General features: G+C 60.9%; 14 protein-coding genes and 1 tRNA gene. 4 read left to right on the top strand and 11 right to left on the bottom strand.

Translation table 11 applies throughout. The features are described from left to right. Positions 1 to 35 precede the first annotated feature (35 nt). The 3 genes from AC2YB9_RS04065 to AC2YB9_RS04055 form a co-directional block, all read right to left on the bottom strand. Positions 36 to 1,625 carry a pilus assembly protein TadG-related protein gene (locus tag AC2YB9_RS04065; protein WP_487267480.1) on the bottom strand — a complete coding sequence of 530 codons (1,590 nt, stop codon included), beginning with the start codon at positions 1,623 to 1,625 and terminating at the stop codon, positions 36 to 38. Continuing rightward, positions 1,622 to 2,095, bottom strand: coding sequence for a TadE/TadG family type IV pilus assembly protein (locus AC2YB9_RS04060; protein ID WP_487267479.1), 474 nt, complete (start codon positions 2,093 to 2,095; stop codon positions 1,622 to 1,624). The genes AC2YB9_RS04065 and AC2YB9_RS04060 overlap by 4 nt, the downstream gene beginning before the upstream one ends. A 156-nt stretch (positions 2,096 to 2,251) precedes the next feature. After that, on the bottom strand, positions 2,252 to 2,740 hold the full coding sequence (locus AC2YB9_RS04055; protein ID WP_487267478.1) for a hypothetical protein: 489 nt from the start codon (positions 2,738 to 2,740) through the stop codon (positions 2,252 to 2,254). A 127-nt stretch (positions 2,741 to 2,867) separates the two neighbouring features. Between AC2YB9_RS04055 and AC2YB9_RS04050 the strand changes: the two genes are divergently transcribed. From AC2YB9_RS04050 to AC2YB9_RS04040, 3 genes are read left to right on the top strand one after another with little or no spacing between them, the layout of a single operon-like run. Continuing rightward, the gene (locus tag AC2YB9_RS04050; RefSeq protein ID WP_487267477.1) at positions 2,868 to 3,431 is read left to right on the top strand and encodes an RNA polymerase sigma factor; all 564 of its coding nucleotides are present in this window, start codon (positions 2,868 to 2,870) and stop codon (positions 3,429 to 3,431) included. Next, positions 3,428 to 4,378 carry a DUF4349 domain-containing protein gene (locus AC2YB9_RS04045; protein WP_487267476.1) on the top strand — a complete coding sequence of 317 codons (951 nt, stop codon included), beginning with the start codon at positions 3,428 to 3,430 and terminating at the stop codon, positions 4,376 to 4,378. The genes AC2YB9_RS04050 and AC2YB9_RS04045 overlap by 4 nt, the downstream gene beginning before the upstream one ends. Positions 4,379 to 4,436: 58 nt before the next feature. Then, complete coding sequence (locus AC2YB9_RS04040) at positions 4,437 to 7,754, top strand: DEAD/DEAH box helicase (protein WP_487267475.1); 3,318 nt, start codon at positions 4,437 to 4,439, stop codon at positions 7,752 to 7,754. Positions 7,755 to 8,038: 284 nt separating this feature from the next. Here AC2YB9_RS04040 and AC2YB9_RS04035 read toward each other — a convergent pair whose 3' ends face one another. The 8 genes from AC2YB9_RS04035 to AC2YB9_RS04000 form a co-directional block, all read right to left on the bottom strand. After that, complete coding sequence (locus AC2YB9_RS04035; protein WP_487267474.1) at positions 8,039 to 9,532, bottom strand: BspA family leucine-rich repeat surface protein; 1,494 nt, start codon at positions 9,530 to 9,532, stop codon at positions 8,039 to 8,041. Positions 9,533 to 9,957: 425 nt separating this feature from the next. Next, positions 9,958 to 10,033: transfer RNA gene (locus AC2YB9_RS04030), tRNA-Ala, on the bottom strand. Positions 10,034 to 10,143: 110 nt separating this feature from the next. Further along, the gene (gene sepX, locus AC2YB9_RS04025) at positions 10,144 to 10,956 is read right to left on the bottom strand and encodes a divisome protein SepX/GlpR (protein WP_487267473.1); all 813 of its coding nucleotides are present in this window, start codon (positions 10,954 to 10,956) and stop codon (positions 10,144 to 10,146) included. An 82-nt stretch (positions 10,957 to 11,038) separates the two neighbouring features. Next, positions 11,039 to 11,638: a GNAT family N-acetyltransferase gene (locus AC2YB9_RS04020; protein ID WP_487267472.1), complete on the bottom strand. Its 600-nt coding sequence runs from the start codon at positions 11,636 to 11,638 to the stop codon at positions 11,039 to 11,041. Beyond that, the gene (locus tag AC2YB9_RS04015; RefSeq protein ID WP_487267471.1) at positions 11,635 to 12,126 is read right to left on the bottom strand and encodes a MogA/MoaB family molybdenum cofactor biosynthesis protein; all 492 of its coding nucleotides are present in this window, start codon (positions 12,124 to 12,126) and stop codon (positions 11,635 to 11,637) included. The genes AC2YB9_RS04020 and AC2YB9_RS04015 overlap by 4 nt, the downstream gene beginning before the upstream one ends. Next, positions 12,114 to 12,602, bottom strand: a complete 489-nt coding sequence (gene moaC, locus AC2YB9_RS04010; protein WP_487267470.1) for a cyclic pyranopterin monophosphate synthase MoaC — start codon at positions 12,600 to 12,602, stop codon at positions 12,114 to 12,116. The genes AC2YB9_RS04015 and moaC overlap by 13 nt, the downstream gene beginning before the upstream one ends. Further along, entirely contained in the window at positions 12,602 to 14,158 is a 1,557-nt protein-coding gene (gene glp, locus AC2YB9_RS04005) for a molybdotransferase-like divisome protein Glp (protein ID WP_487267469.1), read from the bottom strand. The genes moaC and glp overlap by 1 nt, the downstream gene beginning before the upstream one ends. A gap of 10 nt (positions 14,159 to 14,168) precedes the next feature. Then, positions 14,169 to 15,551, bottom strand: coding sequence for a UTP--glucose-1-phosphate uridylyltransferase (locus tag AC2YB9_RS04000; RefSeq protein ID WP_487267468.1), 1,383 nt, complete (start codon positions 15,549 to 15,551; stop codon positions 14,169 to 14,171). Positions 15,552 to 15,574: 23 nt separating this feature from the next. Here AC2YB9_RS04000 and AC2YB9_RS03995 point away from each other — a divergent pair, with 23 nt between their 5' ends. Beyond that, on the top strand, positions 15,575 to 16,135 hold the full coding sequence (locus AC2YB9_RS03995) for a 5-formyltetrahydrofolate cyclo-ligase (RefSeq protein WP_487267467.1): 561 nt from the start codon (positions 15,575 to 15,577) through the stop codon (positions 16,133 to 16,135). Positions 16,136 to 16,212 lie beyond the last annotated feature (77 nt).

Below are 16,212 nucleotides of genomic sequence, written 5' to 3'. Positions count from 1 at the left end.
CCGCGAGGCCACATGCAGATTTTGCCACGTGAAGCTCAGCCGACAAGGCTAGGGCTGTCACATCGCGACTGGCTTATTGCAGCAACGTCTGCGCCCCCAAGGTTCAGCCCTAACAGGGACACCACCGGGTTCAAAAGTGTCGCTAAGGTGCTGTCTAGGGAAGCCAGGATCGGATTCAACAAATCCGAAGTGATGCTGTCCAGACCACCGAGCGGAATGATACCCAACAGACTCCCGGTAATTTTCGGATCCGTCCCAGCCAAACCCAGCGATGTCAGCTGCCCCGGCGTCGTCGCAGATGGAAGATCAGTCGATGGCGGTGGCGGATAGTTGAGGTCCAGCGGCGCGGATCGAGACCCGACGGTGGTTGGGCCCACCTGCATGTTGACCTTAGCGATTCCTAAGAACAAAATCTTCAGATCCAACTTAAGATTGACTTCCGTGTCAATCACCCCAGACTCGGTATCAATGGTAGCTCTGTTCCCAGCCCCAGGAGTGCAGGTGATCGACCGAAGCGTGCCTTTGGCCTTCGCCAGATCGAGTGCAACATCAAGCTTTGGGTTGGTAACCCCACTGAGCGACGCCAGAACATCGCCTTGCAGATTTATCTTTGCCTGGGCCGAACGTGCGACAGCCTGCCCCGGCCGACCACAAGCAATCTGAGGCGGTTCAATAATTGTCACTTTTACGCCCAAGTCCGCTATCAGCGGCAAAATGATTCGTGTGTTCGGCAAGGAAACAGCATGGCCCTTGGACGCCAACAGAAGTGGAGCGGCAATTAAGTCAAGGACGTTGACACCAAGGTCCGCGGCCGACCCTGCCCCCGCACTAATGCTCAACAAGTCGCCAACTTTGAACGGAACTGCAGGCAGCAGTCGCAATTTCGTCAGGATTGCGTCGTTAAGCACGCCAGCGGCAGCGGTATCGCCCTGATCGTTGAGGACCTGGGCCGCGGCATCGAGAAAGCCCACCGCAGTTGTATCAAAATCAACAAGATCGTTGGGGGTGCCAGCATTGAGTTTCAACGCCAAGGCAGCAAGCGGAACGCTGACGTCTTTCAGATCAGCCACCCCACCGCTTCCGACGGCCTTCAGGTTGATGCCAAGTGCATCTTTGAAAACTTGGAGTAGCGGAGAGCCCGGAGTCTCAAGTGATGCCGCGAACGCTCCAACCGAAAAACACATGTACGGATCTACGGTCGCAACTGCGGAGCGCGCTGCCTGACCATCACCGGGAACGAATGAATACTGCACACTCGATGCTGCAATCACTTTAACTGCGGTAGGAATATCCGCCCCACTGACCGCCACAAAACTGCCGTCCGGCTGAATCTTCCCCAGTATCGGCGTTACCGACTCGAGTTTCCCAACCGTGTGGCGATTTCGCTCGATACTTTGCTGTTTCAAAGCATCCCACGACGATCCTTGAATATCGTTCACGCTCCGTCCTTCGAGATGACGTACGAGATCCAACGAAACGACATTTGCCAGCGATTGCATATCGCTGCGCGAGACTCGTTGAATACCGATATCGACCGCAAAAGCAGTGAAGGTGAGAAGCGTGACCATGAGCAAAACTGTCATCGGCAGAATCGAGCCTCGCTCTTCACGAGTGCGGAGCTTCACGATGCAACCTTGACGACAGCGTTGAACTCAAGATTATCCGGCAGGGTAATCCCCAATCCAGGGAACGACGGGATCAGGGGGTTTGCCCGATAATTTTGCTTCAGCGTCACCTTTGCACATTTGTTTGCATCAGCCGCAGTTGCGCACAGGACATTTCGCTCGACCGTGCAGGTGCCGACAGATCTGCCGTCAAAAATCAGCGACCCACCTTGACACTTAACCTTGTAACCCGAAAGCGCATTGTCGAAGGCCTCGTCGATTTGAGTATCCAAATTCGGAGCAGTCGATACCGCAACGATCCGTGCAACTTCACCTGCGGCCTGGCTCATCGCCTGTCGGTAACTCAGCATGTAGCCATAGCTGATGATGCCGAAAACCAGTGCAAGAAAAATAGGAAGTACAAGCGCGAACTCGACCATGGCGACACCACCCTCGCGCCTGCCGCGCGGACCTGCCTTTTCGTATCTCACAACTCTCTCCCTTTAGTTGCGAAACGTTTACCGACAATTTCTCGGGCTTCGCTCCCTCGAGCCGGTCGAACTCCCATTTCGACCAGTCTCAATCGCTGAAGTTAGCACGGATTTCAGTCACGCATGAGGCAAATGGAGAAAATGGTTAGCTCCGGATCAAGCGCCCACGAGCGTCATACCGACAAGCACCATCTTCGTCTTGCTGATGCAGGTCTGAAGCACCACATTGGCGTCTGGCATGTCCCTAACTCGGGCCTCGCCGCGCACCACATGCCTAGATTCACCGACCATGTAGATCCCTGGCTCCACGCCCGGACCGGAAAGCCGGATCGCCTGCCCCCGATGCAACCGGCTGATCCACGCCGAGCCACCGCAATAGTCGTGCTCAGCAACCAGAACTGTGCTCTGGCCAGGCAACGGCACAGCGACCGGGCCATCGCATTCGTCGAGCGCTTTGGTCACGTGGTCAAGGTTTGTGATCGTGGCCATCTGGCGCTCAAAACTCGGCGCCGGCGGGATGATCCTCAGGACTTGCGGCAGTCGTGCCATGCGCAGACCTTGATCGGACGACGCCGAAGCCTGCGGTGAAAGCAACCCAACAGTCACGAGAGCGAGGACGACCGCGATAAGCCAACGAACTCGCATCAACCCGCCCCTCAACTCATACGACCAGATTTCCAAGCCATAACTCAAAACAATTCTAACTTCATGCGAGACGATTGGGCACCGGGTGACATATATGGGTGTGGAAGCCAATCAGAAGGAGCCAGCGGTGAGTGATCCGTTGCCGGACGACCGCGACCTCCTCAGCCGCGCCGCGACGGGCGACCGGCTCGCCTTCGACCACCTCTATCGGCGCCACGTCCGGCCGGTCTATTGGCAAACATACGCGGTGGTCGGCAATGCGCACGATGCCGAAGACGCGACCCAAGACGTGTTCATCACCGCGTGGAAGAAGATCCAAACGATTCAGATTGCCGATAGCTCACTACTGCCGTGGCTCTTGGTCACCGCCCGATATGCCGGACTCAATCGGCGCCGGCAGACACAACGTGACGCGGCACGAAGCCAGGGCCTCCAAGGTGAACTCGCCGATCCGTCCGGCTCCGCCGAGGAAGCCGCCATCCAAGAAGAACTCGTCGGACGGGTCGAGAAGAGCATCGCCGCCCTTTCCGACGTCGATCGCCGAATCTACGAATTGTGCATCAACGACAACCGCACGTATGCCGAGGCAGCGGCCAACCTCGGCGTCACCCACGGCTCGGTCCGCAACCGGGTCGCCCGTATCCGCCAACGACTTCGCGCCGACATCAACGTCCTGAGGGGCACAGCATGAACACTCTCCCCGAACTGAACGACGAGCAGATCGAATCAATGCGTCGAACAATTATGAGCACTGCCATGCGTTCGTCCCAACAGAAGACCCGCCGCTACCGCAAAGTCGTACTCGCCGCCGCCTGCGTGGTCGCGATCGGCGGTATCGGTACGACCGTAGTCGGTTCGTATGACGGCCCGAACTCGATGAGTTCCGACGCTGCCAGCGATTCCAGCGGTTCCGCTAAAAGCGTCGCTGGCCAGGAAAACGACGCATCTGGCTCCAAATCACTGACCAACCTCGAAACCGAGCGGGAGATCATCACGACCGGTTCAATCTCAATGCGGGTTGCCCGGCCAGCCGATAGCGCACAGAGAATCTCGACATACGTTGAGGGGCTGGGCGGTCGGATCGATTCGCGTGATGAGAACGCGGCTTCGAAGGGCAGTGGTGGCAGCGTCAATCTGGTTGTACGCATCCCGCAGACGAAAGTCACCGGCGCAATCGACACACTCCGCGGCTACGGCACCGTTGAATCGGTCAACCTCGCTGATCAGGACGTGACGCTCAAAGGCCAGGATCTCGACGCTCGCATCAAGGCACTCGGCGTCTCGGTCGACCGGCTCGAAGACATCATCCGCAACGCCAAGTCGACCGCTGCGGTGATCAGCGCCGAGAACGCGCTCACCAAACGCCAGGCCGATCTGGACAGCCTGAAAGCCCAACGCTCAGGCCTGACCGATCAGGTATCGATGTCCTCGATTCAGATCGATCTCACCGCCCGCTCGACCGCCAAAGACGTTTCACCGTCGGGTTTCCGCGGCGGGCTTATTGACGGCTGGAATGGTCTGGTCGCAACGATCAACGGTGCGGTGACGGCGTTGGGAGTCCTGCTCCCCTGGCTCGGCGCGTTGCTGGTGCTCGGCGCGGTTTTCTGGGCTGGACGTCGAGTCTTCAGTCGATCCTGAATCATCCACCAGGCATCAAGAGATTGGTCTGTCAGCGCGGCTTCATAGACTTCACTACGTGGCATTCCCCAATAACCCTCAGGCCCACGGTTCGTCCAACGATGGCCCCGTGATCAGCGAAACGCAGATCCGACGAAACTTCGACTCCGGTTCATATGAACGTGGGCGCGCCTACGCACGCCAGGGCCGGGTTCGAAGCCACGAGTGGGATCCCGAAACCCTTACGCTGTCGGGCATCGTGGCCGGCAATAGTCGCACGCCGTATGTCACCGAGGTCGATCTCGACGTTGCCCGAGAGGGTGACCTCGAACTGCTCGGCAACTGGTGCAGCTGTCCGCTCGGCGGCTACTGCAAACATGCGGTAGCACTGCTGTTGACTGCCCGTGCCGATCCGGCGACGACACCGCAGGCGCCGACCTGGCGTCGTGCGTTCGATACTGCCCTGAGTATGAGCGCGACAGCCGCCCCACCGCTCGAAGCCGCCCTGCAGTTCGAGTTGATCGCCAACAAGAACGCCCACCAGTCCGCAGCGCCAGCCTTCCGGATGACCATACGACCCGTGACGCGTGGCAAGTCCGGCAAGTGGATCCGCTCAGAAATCTCGTGGCGGGATCTTGCCTACGCCGCGGTGACCCACAAGATCGATCCACGGCAGTGGCAGGTCTTGGTGGGTATCCAATCGTTGCGCACGGCGTCCCGCGGTATGCAGTACTACTACGGCCAGAGCGACACCGTCATGTATGTCGATGAGTTGACGGGTTCGGGCATCTGGAGCCTGCTCGATCAGGCAGAGCACAGTGGCTTGGCGTTGATCAACGCTGCCAAGAACGGGTCTCCGATCCACCAGGCAAAATCGGCCGAGGCAGCGCTGGACATCAGCCGGGACGGGAACGGGCTCGTCGTCGCGCCGACCGTCAGTGTCGATGGGACACCGCTCACGGCTGATCGGTTCGAGCTGATCGGCGGCGCTGAAGCCAGCGGCCTCTATTGGTGGACCGAAGATGATGCGGAACAGCCGTCGTCGAAGAATCGGTTGGTCAAGATGGCACCATTCGATGCGCCACTCGACGCCTCGCTGACGACACTGGTTGCCGCGGGCATGCCGGTACGCCTACCTGCCGACGATGCCGATGAGTTTCTGCTCGGCTACTACCCGAAGCTTGCTGGCCGGATGACGGTCCGGTCGCCCGATGGCTCCGTGGAGCTCCCCGGTCTGCCCGAACCCAGCCTCCTGCTGTCGCTGCACCCTGGTGCCGACCACAACCTCGGCCTGCAGTTGCACTGGAGTTACCGCGCCGTCCACGGCGACCAGATCCTCGCCACGCAACTCCCGCTGGCGCCGGCGGCGGGCGAGCAGACATACCGCGATGCCGACGCCGAAACGCAAATTGTTTCAGCGGTGCGCCCGCTCCTCGTCCCGCACGGGCTGCTGGCTCCGCATCACGACGCGGCGATGTTGACCGGCGTGCAGGCAGCCGAATTCGTCATGACAACGCTGCCTGCGCTACAAGAGTTAGCCGCTATCGAAGTCAGCATCAGCGGCGAACTCCCCGACTACCGCCACGCGCTCGAAGACCCGGTGGTCTCGCTGGCGACGGCCGCATCGCCGGACAGTCGGGACTGGTTCGACCTGTCGGTGACGGTCACAATCGAGGGCGAGGACGTCCCGATCGACCAGCTTCTAGCCGCAATCGTCCGCCGGCAGCCAGTCTTCATACTGCCGAGCGGTATGTGTCTGTCGCTCGAGCATCCGGTGCTGCAACAGTTGCTCGCGCTCATCGACGAGGCCCGCTCGCTGCAGGATGCCCCATCGGGGCCGCTCCGGCTGAGCCGCTTTCAGGTCGGCCTGTGGTCCGAACTCGAAGCCCTCGGTGTCGTCACCGAGCAGGCGGAGCAGTGGCGTGCGGCGGTGGCGACGCTGCGCGGACTCGAGCCGACCAGCGACGATGAATCCGCCGATATCGAAGTTCCGGCCGGCGTTCATGCGACCCTGCGGCCGTACCAGCGCTCCGGCTTTGCCTGGCTCAGCCGGCTCCATTCCGCCGGCCTCGGCGGCATACTTGCCGACGACATGGGCTTGGGCAAGACGTTGCAGGTGTTAGCGCTGATCCAGCGGCTCCACGAGCACAAGCCAAATGGGCAACCATTCCTCGTCGTCGCACCGACCAGTGTCGCCGGCAACTGGCTGGCTGAGGCCGCCCGATTCACACCCGACCTTCGAGTCCACGTCATCGACCAGACTCGTGCCCGGCGCGGCGAGGAGATCGCAGCGATTGCGTCTCGATCGGACATCGTCATCACGTCGTACACCCTGATGCGACTCGAGTTCGACGGCTACGATGAGATCGAGTGGGCGGGCCTCGTGCTCGATGAAGCCCAATTCGTCAAGAACCATCAGTCCAAGACGTACGGCTGCGCCAAGCGGTTGCGGGCCGGCATCAAGATCGCAGTCACGGGCACTCCGATGGAGAACAATCTGATGGAGCTTTGGGCGCTGCTCGGCCTCGTCGCACCCGGGCTGTTCCCGTCGCCCAAGAAGTTCACCGACTACTACCGCACGCCGATCGAGCGCAATGGCGATGCGGAACGTCTCGCCCAGTTGCATCGCCGGCTCCGGCCACTCATGCTGCGCCGGGCCAAGAACGACGTGGCGCTCGACCTGCCGGCCAAGCAGGAGCAGATCATCTCCGTCGAACTCGCCGCCAAGCATCGTGTCGTCTACGACCGGCATCTCAACCGCGAACGCCAGAAAGTGCTCGGTCTCATGGAGGATTTCGATGGCAACCGCTTCGAGATCTTCCGCTCTCTCATGCTGCTGCGGCGGCTCAGCCTCGATGCCAGTCTGATCGATGACGCATACGTCGGGGTGCCGGCCAGCAAGCTCGACGTGCTCGCCGACCTGCTTGACGAGGCCATCGCGGAGGGTCACCGAGTGCTGGTGTTCAGCCAGTTCACCGGCGTGCTTGGCCGGATTCGCGATCGGCTCGACGCGCAAGGGATCGAGCACTGCTATCTCGATGGCACGACCAAACGCCGCACGCAGGTCATCGATCGGTTCCGTGAGGGCACTGCGCCGGTGTTCCTGATCAGCCTCAAGGCTGGCGGGTTCGGGCTCAACCTCACCGAGGCCGACTACTGCATCCTCGTCGACCCCTGGTGGAATCCAGCGGTCGAGGCCCAAGCCGTCGATCGTATCCATCGCATTGGCCAGAACCGCACTGTCATGGTCTACCGGCTGGTTGCCAAGGACACGATCGAGGAAAAGGTCATGGCGCTCAAGGCCGGCAAGGCGAAACTGTTCGACAGCGTGATCGGCGACGCCAAGCTCGCCACCGGCAAGTTCACGCCCGCCGACATACGCGGGCTGCTGGAATAAGTTCTGCGGCGCGAGATGTGGCTCTGCTTGGCGGGGTTACCAGTGTCACCCCGCCAAGCACGCTCACGATCGCGTTCTGGCAACCGCTCAAGGTCTCGTGCCGCGTCGTCAGATCAGCTGCCGATTGGGAAGTACGGTCTACGAACTCGCAACCGAATATGGCTGCTATCGCATGACAATACGCGCAATTCTCAAGACATCCGGCAGCAGAATGCGACGAGCATCCCCGACCTAAGTATGGGCAGACCCCGCGCCGCTGCCCATACGCAAGTCTTGCCAATAGGTCAGCTCTCCTGTGTCCTGGAATGACGGAAGCGCCCGGAATACACCAGTCCGGCTCCGGCGATGAGCAGCAGCGCGCCCAGACCGATTGGGAGAACGATGGGCGCTGCGCCTGTGTCAGGCAATTCAGCAGCACCTTCGTCAACGGCACCGGCGGGGACTACTTCTTCTTCGTCGGCCGGATTGTCAGTATCGCCGGTCTGACCTTCAACCGTGACCGTATACGGACCGAATGACTCTGTGTTGTCGCCAAAGTAGTTAACGTCAGCAGTGACTTGATGGCTACCCGGAGCAATCTCATCAGTAGGGCTACACGTCCACTCGCCATTGGAATCGACCGTTGCCGTGCACACCAGCTGGCCGTCAACCAGGACATCGATTGTCCAGTCCGGGTCGTAGGTGCCACTGAAGGTCGGGGTCTGACTCATAGCAGCGTTGCCAGTCGTAGCGTCAGTGCCGTCGACGTCGATGCTGAACGAGATCGGTGCCGCCGGACAGCTGAGATCAAGCGAATCACCGATGATCGTCCAGTTGTTCGGAGCACCAGTGAGCGCATCGTGCGCGTCTTGGTCACAGTAGGTCAGGCCGTCTGCGCCAAGCGCCAAGTCCGGCTGCAAACTCTGCGCGGCCCAGCCAGCCAGTGTGGCGTCATAGTTGGCGACGGAAAGAGCAGTGCTATCGAAAAAGTCGAGGAGTCCCGTCACCTTCGACAAATCCCAGTCACCGAGGCTCTGGTTGAACGACGACGCACCCATAAACGTGCGATTCATAAGTACCACGTTGCTGGTGCTCCAACCAGAGATGTCTTGGTTAAACGACGTCGCACCATTGAACGTGTCTACTAACTGTTCGACGTTATCGGTGTCCCAGGTGGTGATGTCACCATCAAAAGCGGTGGCGCCCTTAAAAGTCGAGTTCATCACTCTTACGTTCGAGGTGTCCCAGTTCGACAGGTCAGCGTTGAAGCTAGTTGCCGCCTCGAACATTGCGGCCATACTGGCCACATTGGACAGGTCTGGTGCATCAGTCGCGTTATACGTCATGTTGACCGCATTCTTAAAGGCACGCAATGTCGATTCCCACTCGTTGTCGCCCCATTGGTCGATACTGATGAGTTTGGCCGCGTTACCGGCATTTTTCATTTCAATTGCTGGAAACGTACCGCTGATCCGAACCGTGTACGTGCCGGTCGCACCGAAATCATGAGTCACCGCATCGGTCAGCGCAGACTCATCGGGTGTTCCGTCGTTATCCCAGTCGACGCTGTAGTTGAACGGCGTCGATGTGAACAGGGTGTTGACATCGATGGTGATGCTTGTGTCGCCGGCCTCGACCTTCCAGGTGGTGACGAAATCGGTGTTGTTGACGGCATCGGCATGAGCCGCTTGAGGCGCGAATACTGTCAGCGCGGACGCCGCGACCAGGACCACCGCCAATGCCAATGCGAAGTTCAGTCGCGCGAACGATCTGAGTTTATTTTCGAACATTCGTGCCATTGCGGCCTCCGCTTTCACTTTTGAAATTTCACTGTCGCCGACGACAGCTCTGGCTGATTCCAGCGCGGGATGTTCTTGGCGAACCCGGCTTTCCTTCTGCTCTGGGGACTCCACCCCGACGAAGCATCGCTGTATGCACGCAGACCGAGTGCGCGAGAACAGAACATCCGCACACTCTTACAGGAGCCGCTCACAATTCGCTCACACGCGAAACGGGTCAGTCCACTCGGATACACGTTGATCCAAGACTGGCCGCCCCGGCAGCCGATCTCGACTGTCACGGTGAATACACACCCATCGCAGCAGCTTTCTACGGAAGCCGCCGTTTAGTCCTCGCCACACTCGAAGAAAAACGGACCCCGTAGGGCCCGCCGGAATCTTAACGCTTGGCGTTGTTCAGATGATGGGTTCGACTAAGAACCGATTGGTGGAGCATAGGAGATTCGAACTCCTGACCTCTTCGATGCGAACGAAGCGCGCTACCAACTGCGCCAATGCCCCTCAACAAGTGTCGAGATTACCACCTGTCATACCACGGCAAACCATGGCATACCCCGGCAAATTTGCCGTGGACCGATGAGGTTTGCCGTGTGACCGTGGTAAACCGTGGATCAGTTGCCGACGGCGCGACGTTGATCATCTTCGCCGGTGCCCTTGCGGGACGGCAGCTCGACATCTTCGCCCTCGATGTGGCCCGATGTCCAGGCCCCCGGCTCGCCGAACTCGATAGTCCGAACAGTGCGACCCGCACGTGGCTTGGTGACGTAAGTCGGAAGCGTGACCGGCAACGGGTACCAGGTTGCTGCTCCGGCAATGGTGCCGACGGGAACGGCGATCTCAATCTTCTCGTCAAGCGCATCGATCTCAAGCTCGACTTTTTCCATCGAGTGCTTGCGATTGGGATCGATGTCCTCGAACTGGCCGGAAACGATGATGGTGTCTTCGCCGTCATCATGCTTGTCGGCCTTCTTGGCATTCTTCTTGGCATTGCGGGCCGCACGAGGTTTGCGCGTGATACCAAGCTCGCCACGGACTTGAATCCGGCAGGCCACGAGCCATGCCACGATCAGCGCTGCGGGGCCGCCGATTGCGCCGAGCGGAAGAAGGCCAATCACCGAGACCGTCGTGACGATGGCCGCCAACGCGAGCAACGTAAGGAGTGTGCGACGGCGCCGACGCGCAGCCAGTCGGGCCGCCGGGCGGTTCGATGTCTTAGCAATTGTTGGGCGAGCAATCTCGGGCTCTGGAGCCATGACGACTTCCTCCTCCACGACGTTCCGCTGGTGTGGAATCACCCGGCTGAGAGAGGAAAACTTCTCGATCGAACCGGACTTCGAAGCCTCGTCGTAGCGGCGGACGGCAAGCGGCACGAAGTACGCCGCCCACAAGGCGACGACGAACGCGAAAATCAGCCCATTGCCCACAAGCAAAACCGTATGCGGTCGGAGCCCTGAAACGCGGCACGACGGGCGGTGTGTCGGCCGAGAACTTTGTGACGGATGTGACTTATGAGGTTTCGGCGGCCGGCAGTCGCGAAATGAGTCGCTCCGGGACATCCTCGGCAAGGATCTGGAACAGCCGGTGATCGCGCCAGTCCCCCGCGATGTGAAGATAACCCAGCGCCATACCGTATTCGATGAACCCCAACTTCTCGACGATGCGAAGACTGGCGGCATTCTCGGGCCGGATCGCGATCTCAATCCGGTGTAGACCCACCGTGAACAGCAGGTGATCGCATACCAACGCCACTGCAGTTGGCGTGATGTTCAGCCCCGCATGGTCACGGGCGATCCAGTAACCGATGCTTCCCCAACGGGCCGAGCCCTGGGTTATGCCGCTGACCGTCAACTGGCCAACCATCTTGCCGTCATAGGTGATCGCGAACGGCATCGTCTGACCCCGTCGGGCGCGGGCGCGCAAAGTACGAATCATCTCGCGGTAGGAGGCGATGCCCCGTCCTGAGCCGGGCGGAACCGTCGCTTCCCATGGTGACAACCACGCAGCATTGGCGTCGCGCAGCGCAGACCAACGCGACGCATCTTTCAGGACAAGCGGTCGTATGCCGATCCGCCCATGCGCCAGGGTTACGGGCCACCCAGCACTCACTCGTGGCCTCCATGATCGCCGCCGGCGATCTGGTCAACGAGGTGCTTGAGAACACCATCAAGCACTGCAAGCCCGTCCTTCACCCCACCACGAGAACCGGGTAAATTGATGATCACGGTGTTGCCCGCAACCCCAGCAAGACCGCGCGACAGCATCGCCGTCGGCACTCCGCCGGACACTCCATAGGCACGAATCGCTTCGGCGACACCTGGCAATTCGCGTTCGAGGAACGGTTTGGTCGCTTCGGGCGTGCGGTCGGTCGGGTTGACGCCGGTGCCGCCGGTCGTGAGGATGACGGCAACCTCATCAGCGAGCGCGGCCGAGATCGCCTGGGCGACCGGATCGCCATCAGGAACAACATTGGGCGGTGGAACATCGAAGCCCCAGGCGGTCAACGTCTCAACAATGAGTGGGCCGGTGATATCGGCATATAGGCCCGCGGACGCCCGGTTGGACGCGACGACAACCGCCGCTTTCACCGCTCCCACCGGTTTGGGCTGGTCCAGTCGCCGCTCTTGCCGCCCGCTTTTGCGACGACTTCAATGTCGGTGATGCGTGCGTGCTTGTCGACTGCTTTGACCATGTCGATCACGGTGAGTGCCGCGACGCTGACGGCGGTCAACGCCTCCATCTCGACGCCGGTGCGGTCCGCGGTGTGGACGGTCGCCATGATTTCCACCGCATCGTCGACGACGACAAGATCAACTTCAACCCCACCGATCGCGAGTGGGTGACACAGCGGGATCAGATCCGGGGTGCGCTTGGTTGCCATAATGCCGGCAACTCGGGCAACGCCCAATGCGTCACCCTTGGGCACTCCTTCGCCGCGCAATAGGTCAACGACCGTGGCACTAATCTCCACTCGACCCTGTGCCGTGGCCACACGACTGGTGATGTTTTTGGCGGTAACGTCGACCATACGGGCATGGCCACTGGCGTCGACATGAGTCAGTTTGTCGGCCATCAGAATGGCCGATCGAGCACCAAGGTACGGACGGTATCGCCCATATTCAACGCAGTTTCGTCCTCGCCGACGACGATCAGGGCATTGGCCCTGGCAAGGTCGCCAACGAGGTGTGAACCCGGCGCGGCGATCGGTGTGACCTTGGCACCGCGATGAGTGACCTCGAAGATGCCACGCAAATACTGGCGCCGGCCAGGTATCGATTGCACATCTGCAGCGAGTACGGCGTGGACCATCGGCCGACGGTATGGCGTCAACCCCATCATCCGGCGGATGGCCGGGAGCACGAAAACCTCGAAGGACACGTAGGCCGACACAGCATTGCCAGGCAAGGTGATCACCGGCGTCTGCTCATCGAACACGGTGCCAAAACCCTGCGGTTTGCCAGGCTGCATCGCAATTTGGCTAAACGTCATGGTGCTCAACGGTGAGAGCGCTTCCTTAACGACATCGTGATCGCCCTTGCTGATACCACCGCTGGTCACAACAAGGTCAGCGCGAACGAGTTGATCGGAGAGCGCCCGCCGGAACGTCTTCGGATTATCGGTCACGGCGGGCACCCGATAGGCAATTGCGCCGGCCGCGCGCACGGCTGCGGCGAGCATGAAGCTGTTGCCATCGAAGATCGAGTCGTAGTCGAGGTGGGCGCCGGGTTCACGCAATTCGCTACCGGTCGACATGATTACGACGCGTGGCCGCGGTCGGGATTTGACCCGACCGGCACCAAGCGATGCGAGCAGTCCGATCTCGCGTGGGCCGAGGACCGTACCGGCGGGAAGCACCATGTCGCCGGCCTTAACATCGTCGGCACGCGGCCGGATCGACCGCCCAACAGGACCGCCGGCATAGATGACAACACGCGCGTTGCCGCGATCGGTCGCCTCAATCGGCACGATGCAATCAGCGCCACGTGGAATCGGCGCGCCAGTCATGATCTTGACCGCAGTGTTGGCACTGATCGCGAATGGCCGCGCCGACCCGGCGGCAATCTCGCCGACCACCGGCAATGTGATGGGATGAGATTTGGTCGCCTCAATGACGTCCTGCGACCGCACGGCATAACCGTCCATCGCGGAGTTATCGAAGCGTGGCAGGTCGATCGCGCTGACGAAATCTTCGTGAATCGGCAGCCCGAGCGACTCGACCAACGGCTGATCGTAGGCCTCCAACGGGCCGATACCGCGCAAGATTCGTTCGAGGTGCTGCTCAACGCTCAGCATGTTGTCGGGGATCGAGGCAGCACGCGGACGGGTCGCTTTTGGCTTCGCAGCCGGTGGCGCGGGAGCTTCAGGCGCTGCAGCGGCCGTCGACGGAGTTGCGGCCTGCGTGTCCGCGGCCGCAGGCGACTCGACAGGAGCGGGGGTGGCCGCAGGCGACTCAGCAGATGCCTCGGTCGCAGCATGCCGCGCAGGCTCGGCTGGCGCGGCAGTAGGTGGTTCGGATTCCGGCTTCACTTCGCTGTCCATCGCGACTACTTCGGTGGGTTCGACGTCCCCATGAGGATCAAGCGGCAACATGCTCTGCTCCGCATCGATGTCGTTGGAATCCGAGGGCATGGCACTCAGACTAACGCGGTCCAAGCGTCGCTGCCGGAGCGACGCTCTCAGGGCGCCCCTGATCCTCGAGCACAGCCGCACCGACGACAGCGACCCCAGCACCGAAAGTCCAATCTCCTCTTACCGTCAAGGAATCGGCTTTGAGCAGTGAAGGGACACTCGGCATACGTGCTTCAAAATCACCGATCGTGCGGAAGAACTGTTGGTCCAGACGCACGATCGGCGGGTCGGACAGGTGCGTCCGAAGCTGAAAATTGTCGTTCAGGTCATAAACATCTGAGCGGACGAGCAGCAGGTCGTCGGTGGTTTTGACCGGCAGGAATCGGGTGCGGTCGACCTCGATCGCCCGCGCCCCGTCGAACACCTCGACCGCCGCACCCATTGCCGTCTCGAGTTGCACGACGCGTGGCGAGGACGGATCGGTAGGATCGACACTTTTCTCGTTGCGGATGAGCGGAAGTCCCAGTACCCCTTTGCGTTCGGTGAGTGCTGCCTTGAGCGCACGCAGGTCGAACCACAGATTGTTGGTGTGGAAGTAGCGGTGGCGGTGCCGATCGGCCGCCGCATCGGCATCTTCGGCACGGGTCTGCGCGGTTTCTCGCAACATGAGTCGCCCGTCGCTTCGCCGAACGACGAGATGGCCGCCCTTGACATCGGCGGGCGTACGTACGCAGACCTCAGCGGCATATGGCGCTCCACTGGCCGCGAACCAGCCCATCATCGCGACGTCGGGCGATGCCCCAAGGTTGTCCGCATTCGACACGCTCGCATAAGCGAAACCTTGATCGAGCAAAGCGTCAAGCACTCCGGAGACCTCAAGCGCGGTGTAGAGGTCTCCGTGTCCCGGCGGGCACCACTCGAGCGATCGATCCGCGGGCCAGTCGACCGGGCTCAACGTATCCACCCGCAGCTTCGGTTCCTGATTCTGCAAAAAGTCGAGCGGTAAGTCGTCGACGGCGAGATCGGGATATTTCGCGAGCGCCGCCAACGTGTCCTCGCGCGTACGGAAACTGTTCATCAACAGCAACGGAAGCCGCGATCCGGTGGCCTTACGGGCCTGTTGAACCTGCCCGACCACGATGTCGAGGAAGCTCAGCCCAGATCGGACTTCGAGCAACGACTTCGCGTGATCCATTCCCATCGACGTGCCGAGGCCGCCGTTGAGTTTGATGATCGCCGTTCGATCGGCCGCCGCAATCTGGTCGGCATGGCTGATGGTCAGCGCTGAGGCGTGATCGAGATTGTCGAGCGGCTCGACATCGGCTTCGGCGATCATGCCGGTCGCGCCAGCTTCGATCTGACCGTAGTAATAGGTGAACACGTCAATCGCGCGTTGGTGGACACCAACGGCGGACATGCGGTGGATCGCTTCGGCCAATCCTGCTGCGCTCATGGGCAATAGGTTAGCGTCGCTCCATGGACAAAGCCGACTACCGTTCCGCGGCGTTGGCTCGGCGGCGATCGCTCAGCGATCAGGACAAGGCGTTCGCGGCCGAGGCAATCGCGGCTCATCTGCTGTCCCAGCCGATCCTCACTGCGGCTAAACGCGTCGCTGTCTACGTCTCAATGAGATCCGAGCCCGGCACCGCGCCGACGATCCAGGGCCTGATAGATCGCGGCATCGAGGTCATCGTGCCGATCAGTCTGCCGGACCTGAGTTTGGACTGGGTCAGCTACAAACCCGGCGATTCCGGTCAGGTCACATCGCTCGGCGTCACTGAACCTGATGCCCCTCGACTCGGTGTGGATGCGCTCGACACAGCCGATCTCGTGATCGTTCCGGCACTCGCCGTCGACGTCGCTGGCAACCGTCTCGGCCGCGGCGCCGGCTACTACGATCGTGCGCTCGAACGATCGTCTTCCATTCGGTGCGCATTGTTGTTCGCTGGCGAGATTGTCGACGAACTCCCGCACGACTCTTTTGACGTACCCGTCCACATGGCGGTCGCGCCAACCGGCGTGTTCCGCGTCCCTTAACCCCTCACTGCGCCCTAACGTCATCCCGCTCGTACTCCATACGGTTCATTCGGGATGACGTTAGACGGGCACCGGGT

It is taken from the genome of Aeromicrobium changchenzhani (assembly GCF_057586615.1).
The sequence above is the reverse complement of the archived record's forward strand: the minus strand, read 5'-3'. Positions and strand labels throughout refer to the sequence as shown.

Excerpts from the sequence above, each read along its gene's own strand:
- AC2YB9_RS04055 (WP_487267478.1), bottom strand. The coding sequence starts at position 2,740 with ATGCGAGTTCGTTGGCTTATCGCGGTCGTCCTCGCTCTCGTGACTGTT.
- AC2YB9_RS04045 (WP_487267476.1), top strand. The coding sequence starts at position 3,428 with ATGAACACTCTCCCCGAACTGAACGACGAGCAGATCGAATCAATGCGT.
- AC2YB9_RS04035 (WP_487267474.1), bottom strand. The coding sequence starts at position 9,532 with ATGGCACGAATGTTCGAAAATAAACTCAGATCGTTCGCGCGACTGAAC.
- moaC (WP_487267470.1), bottom strand. The coding sequence starts at position 12,602 with ATGGCCGACAAACTGACTCATGTCGACGCCAGTGGCCATGCCCGTATG.
- glp (WP_487267469.1), bottom strand. The coding sequence starts at position 14,158 with ATGCCCTCGGATTCCAACGACATCGATGCGGAGCAGAGCATGTTGCCG.
- AC2YB9_RS04000 (WP_487267468.1), bottom strand. The coding sequence starts at position 15,551 with ATGAGCGCAGCAGGATTGGCCGAAGCGATCCACCGCATGTCCGCCGTT.
- AC2YB9_RS03995 (WP_487267467.1), top strand. The coding sequence starts at position 15,575 with ATGGACAAAGCCGACTACCGTTCCGCGGCGTTGGCTCGGCGGCGATCG.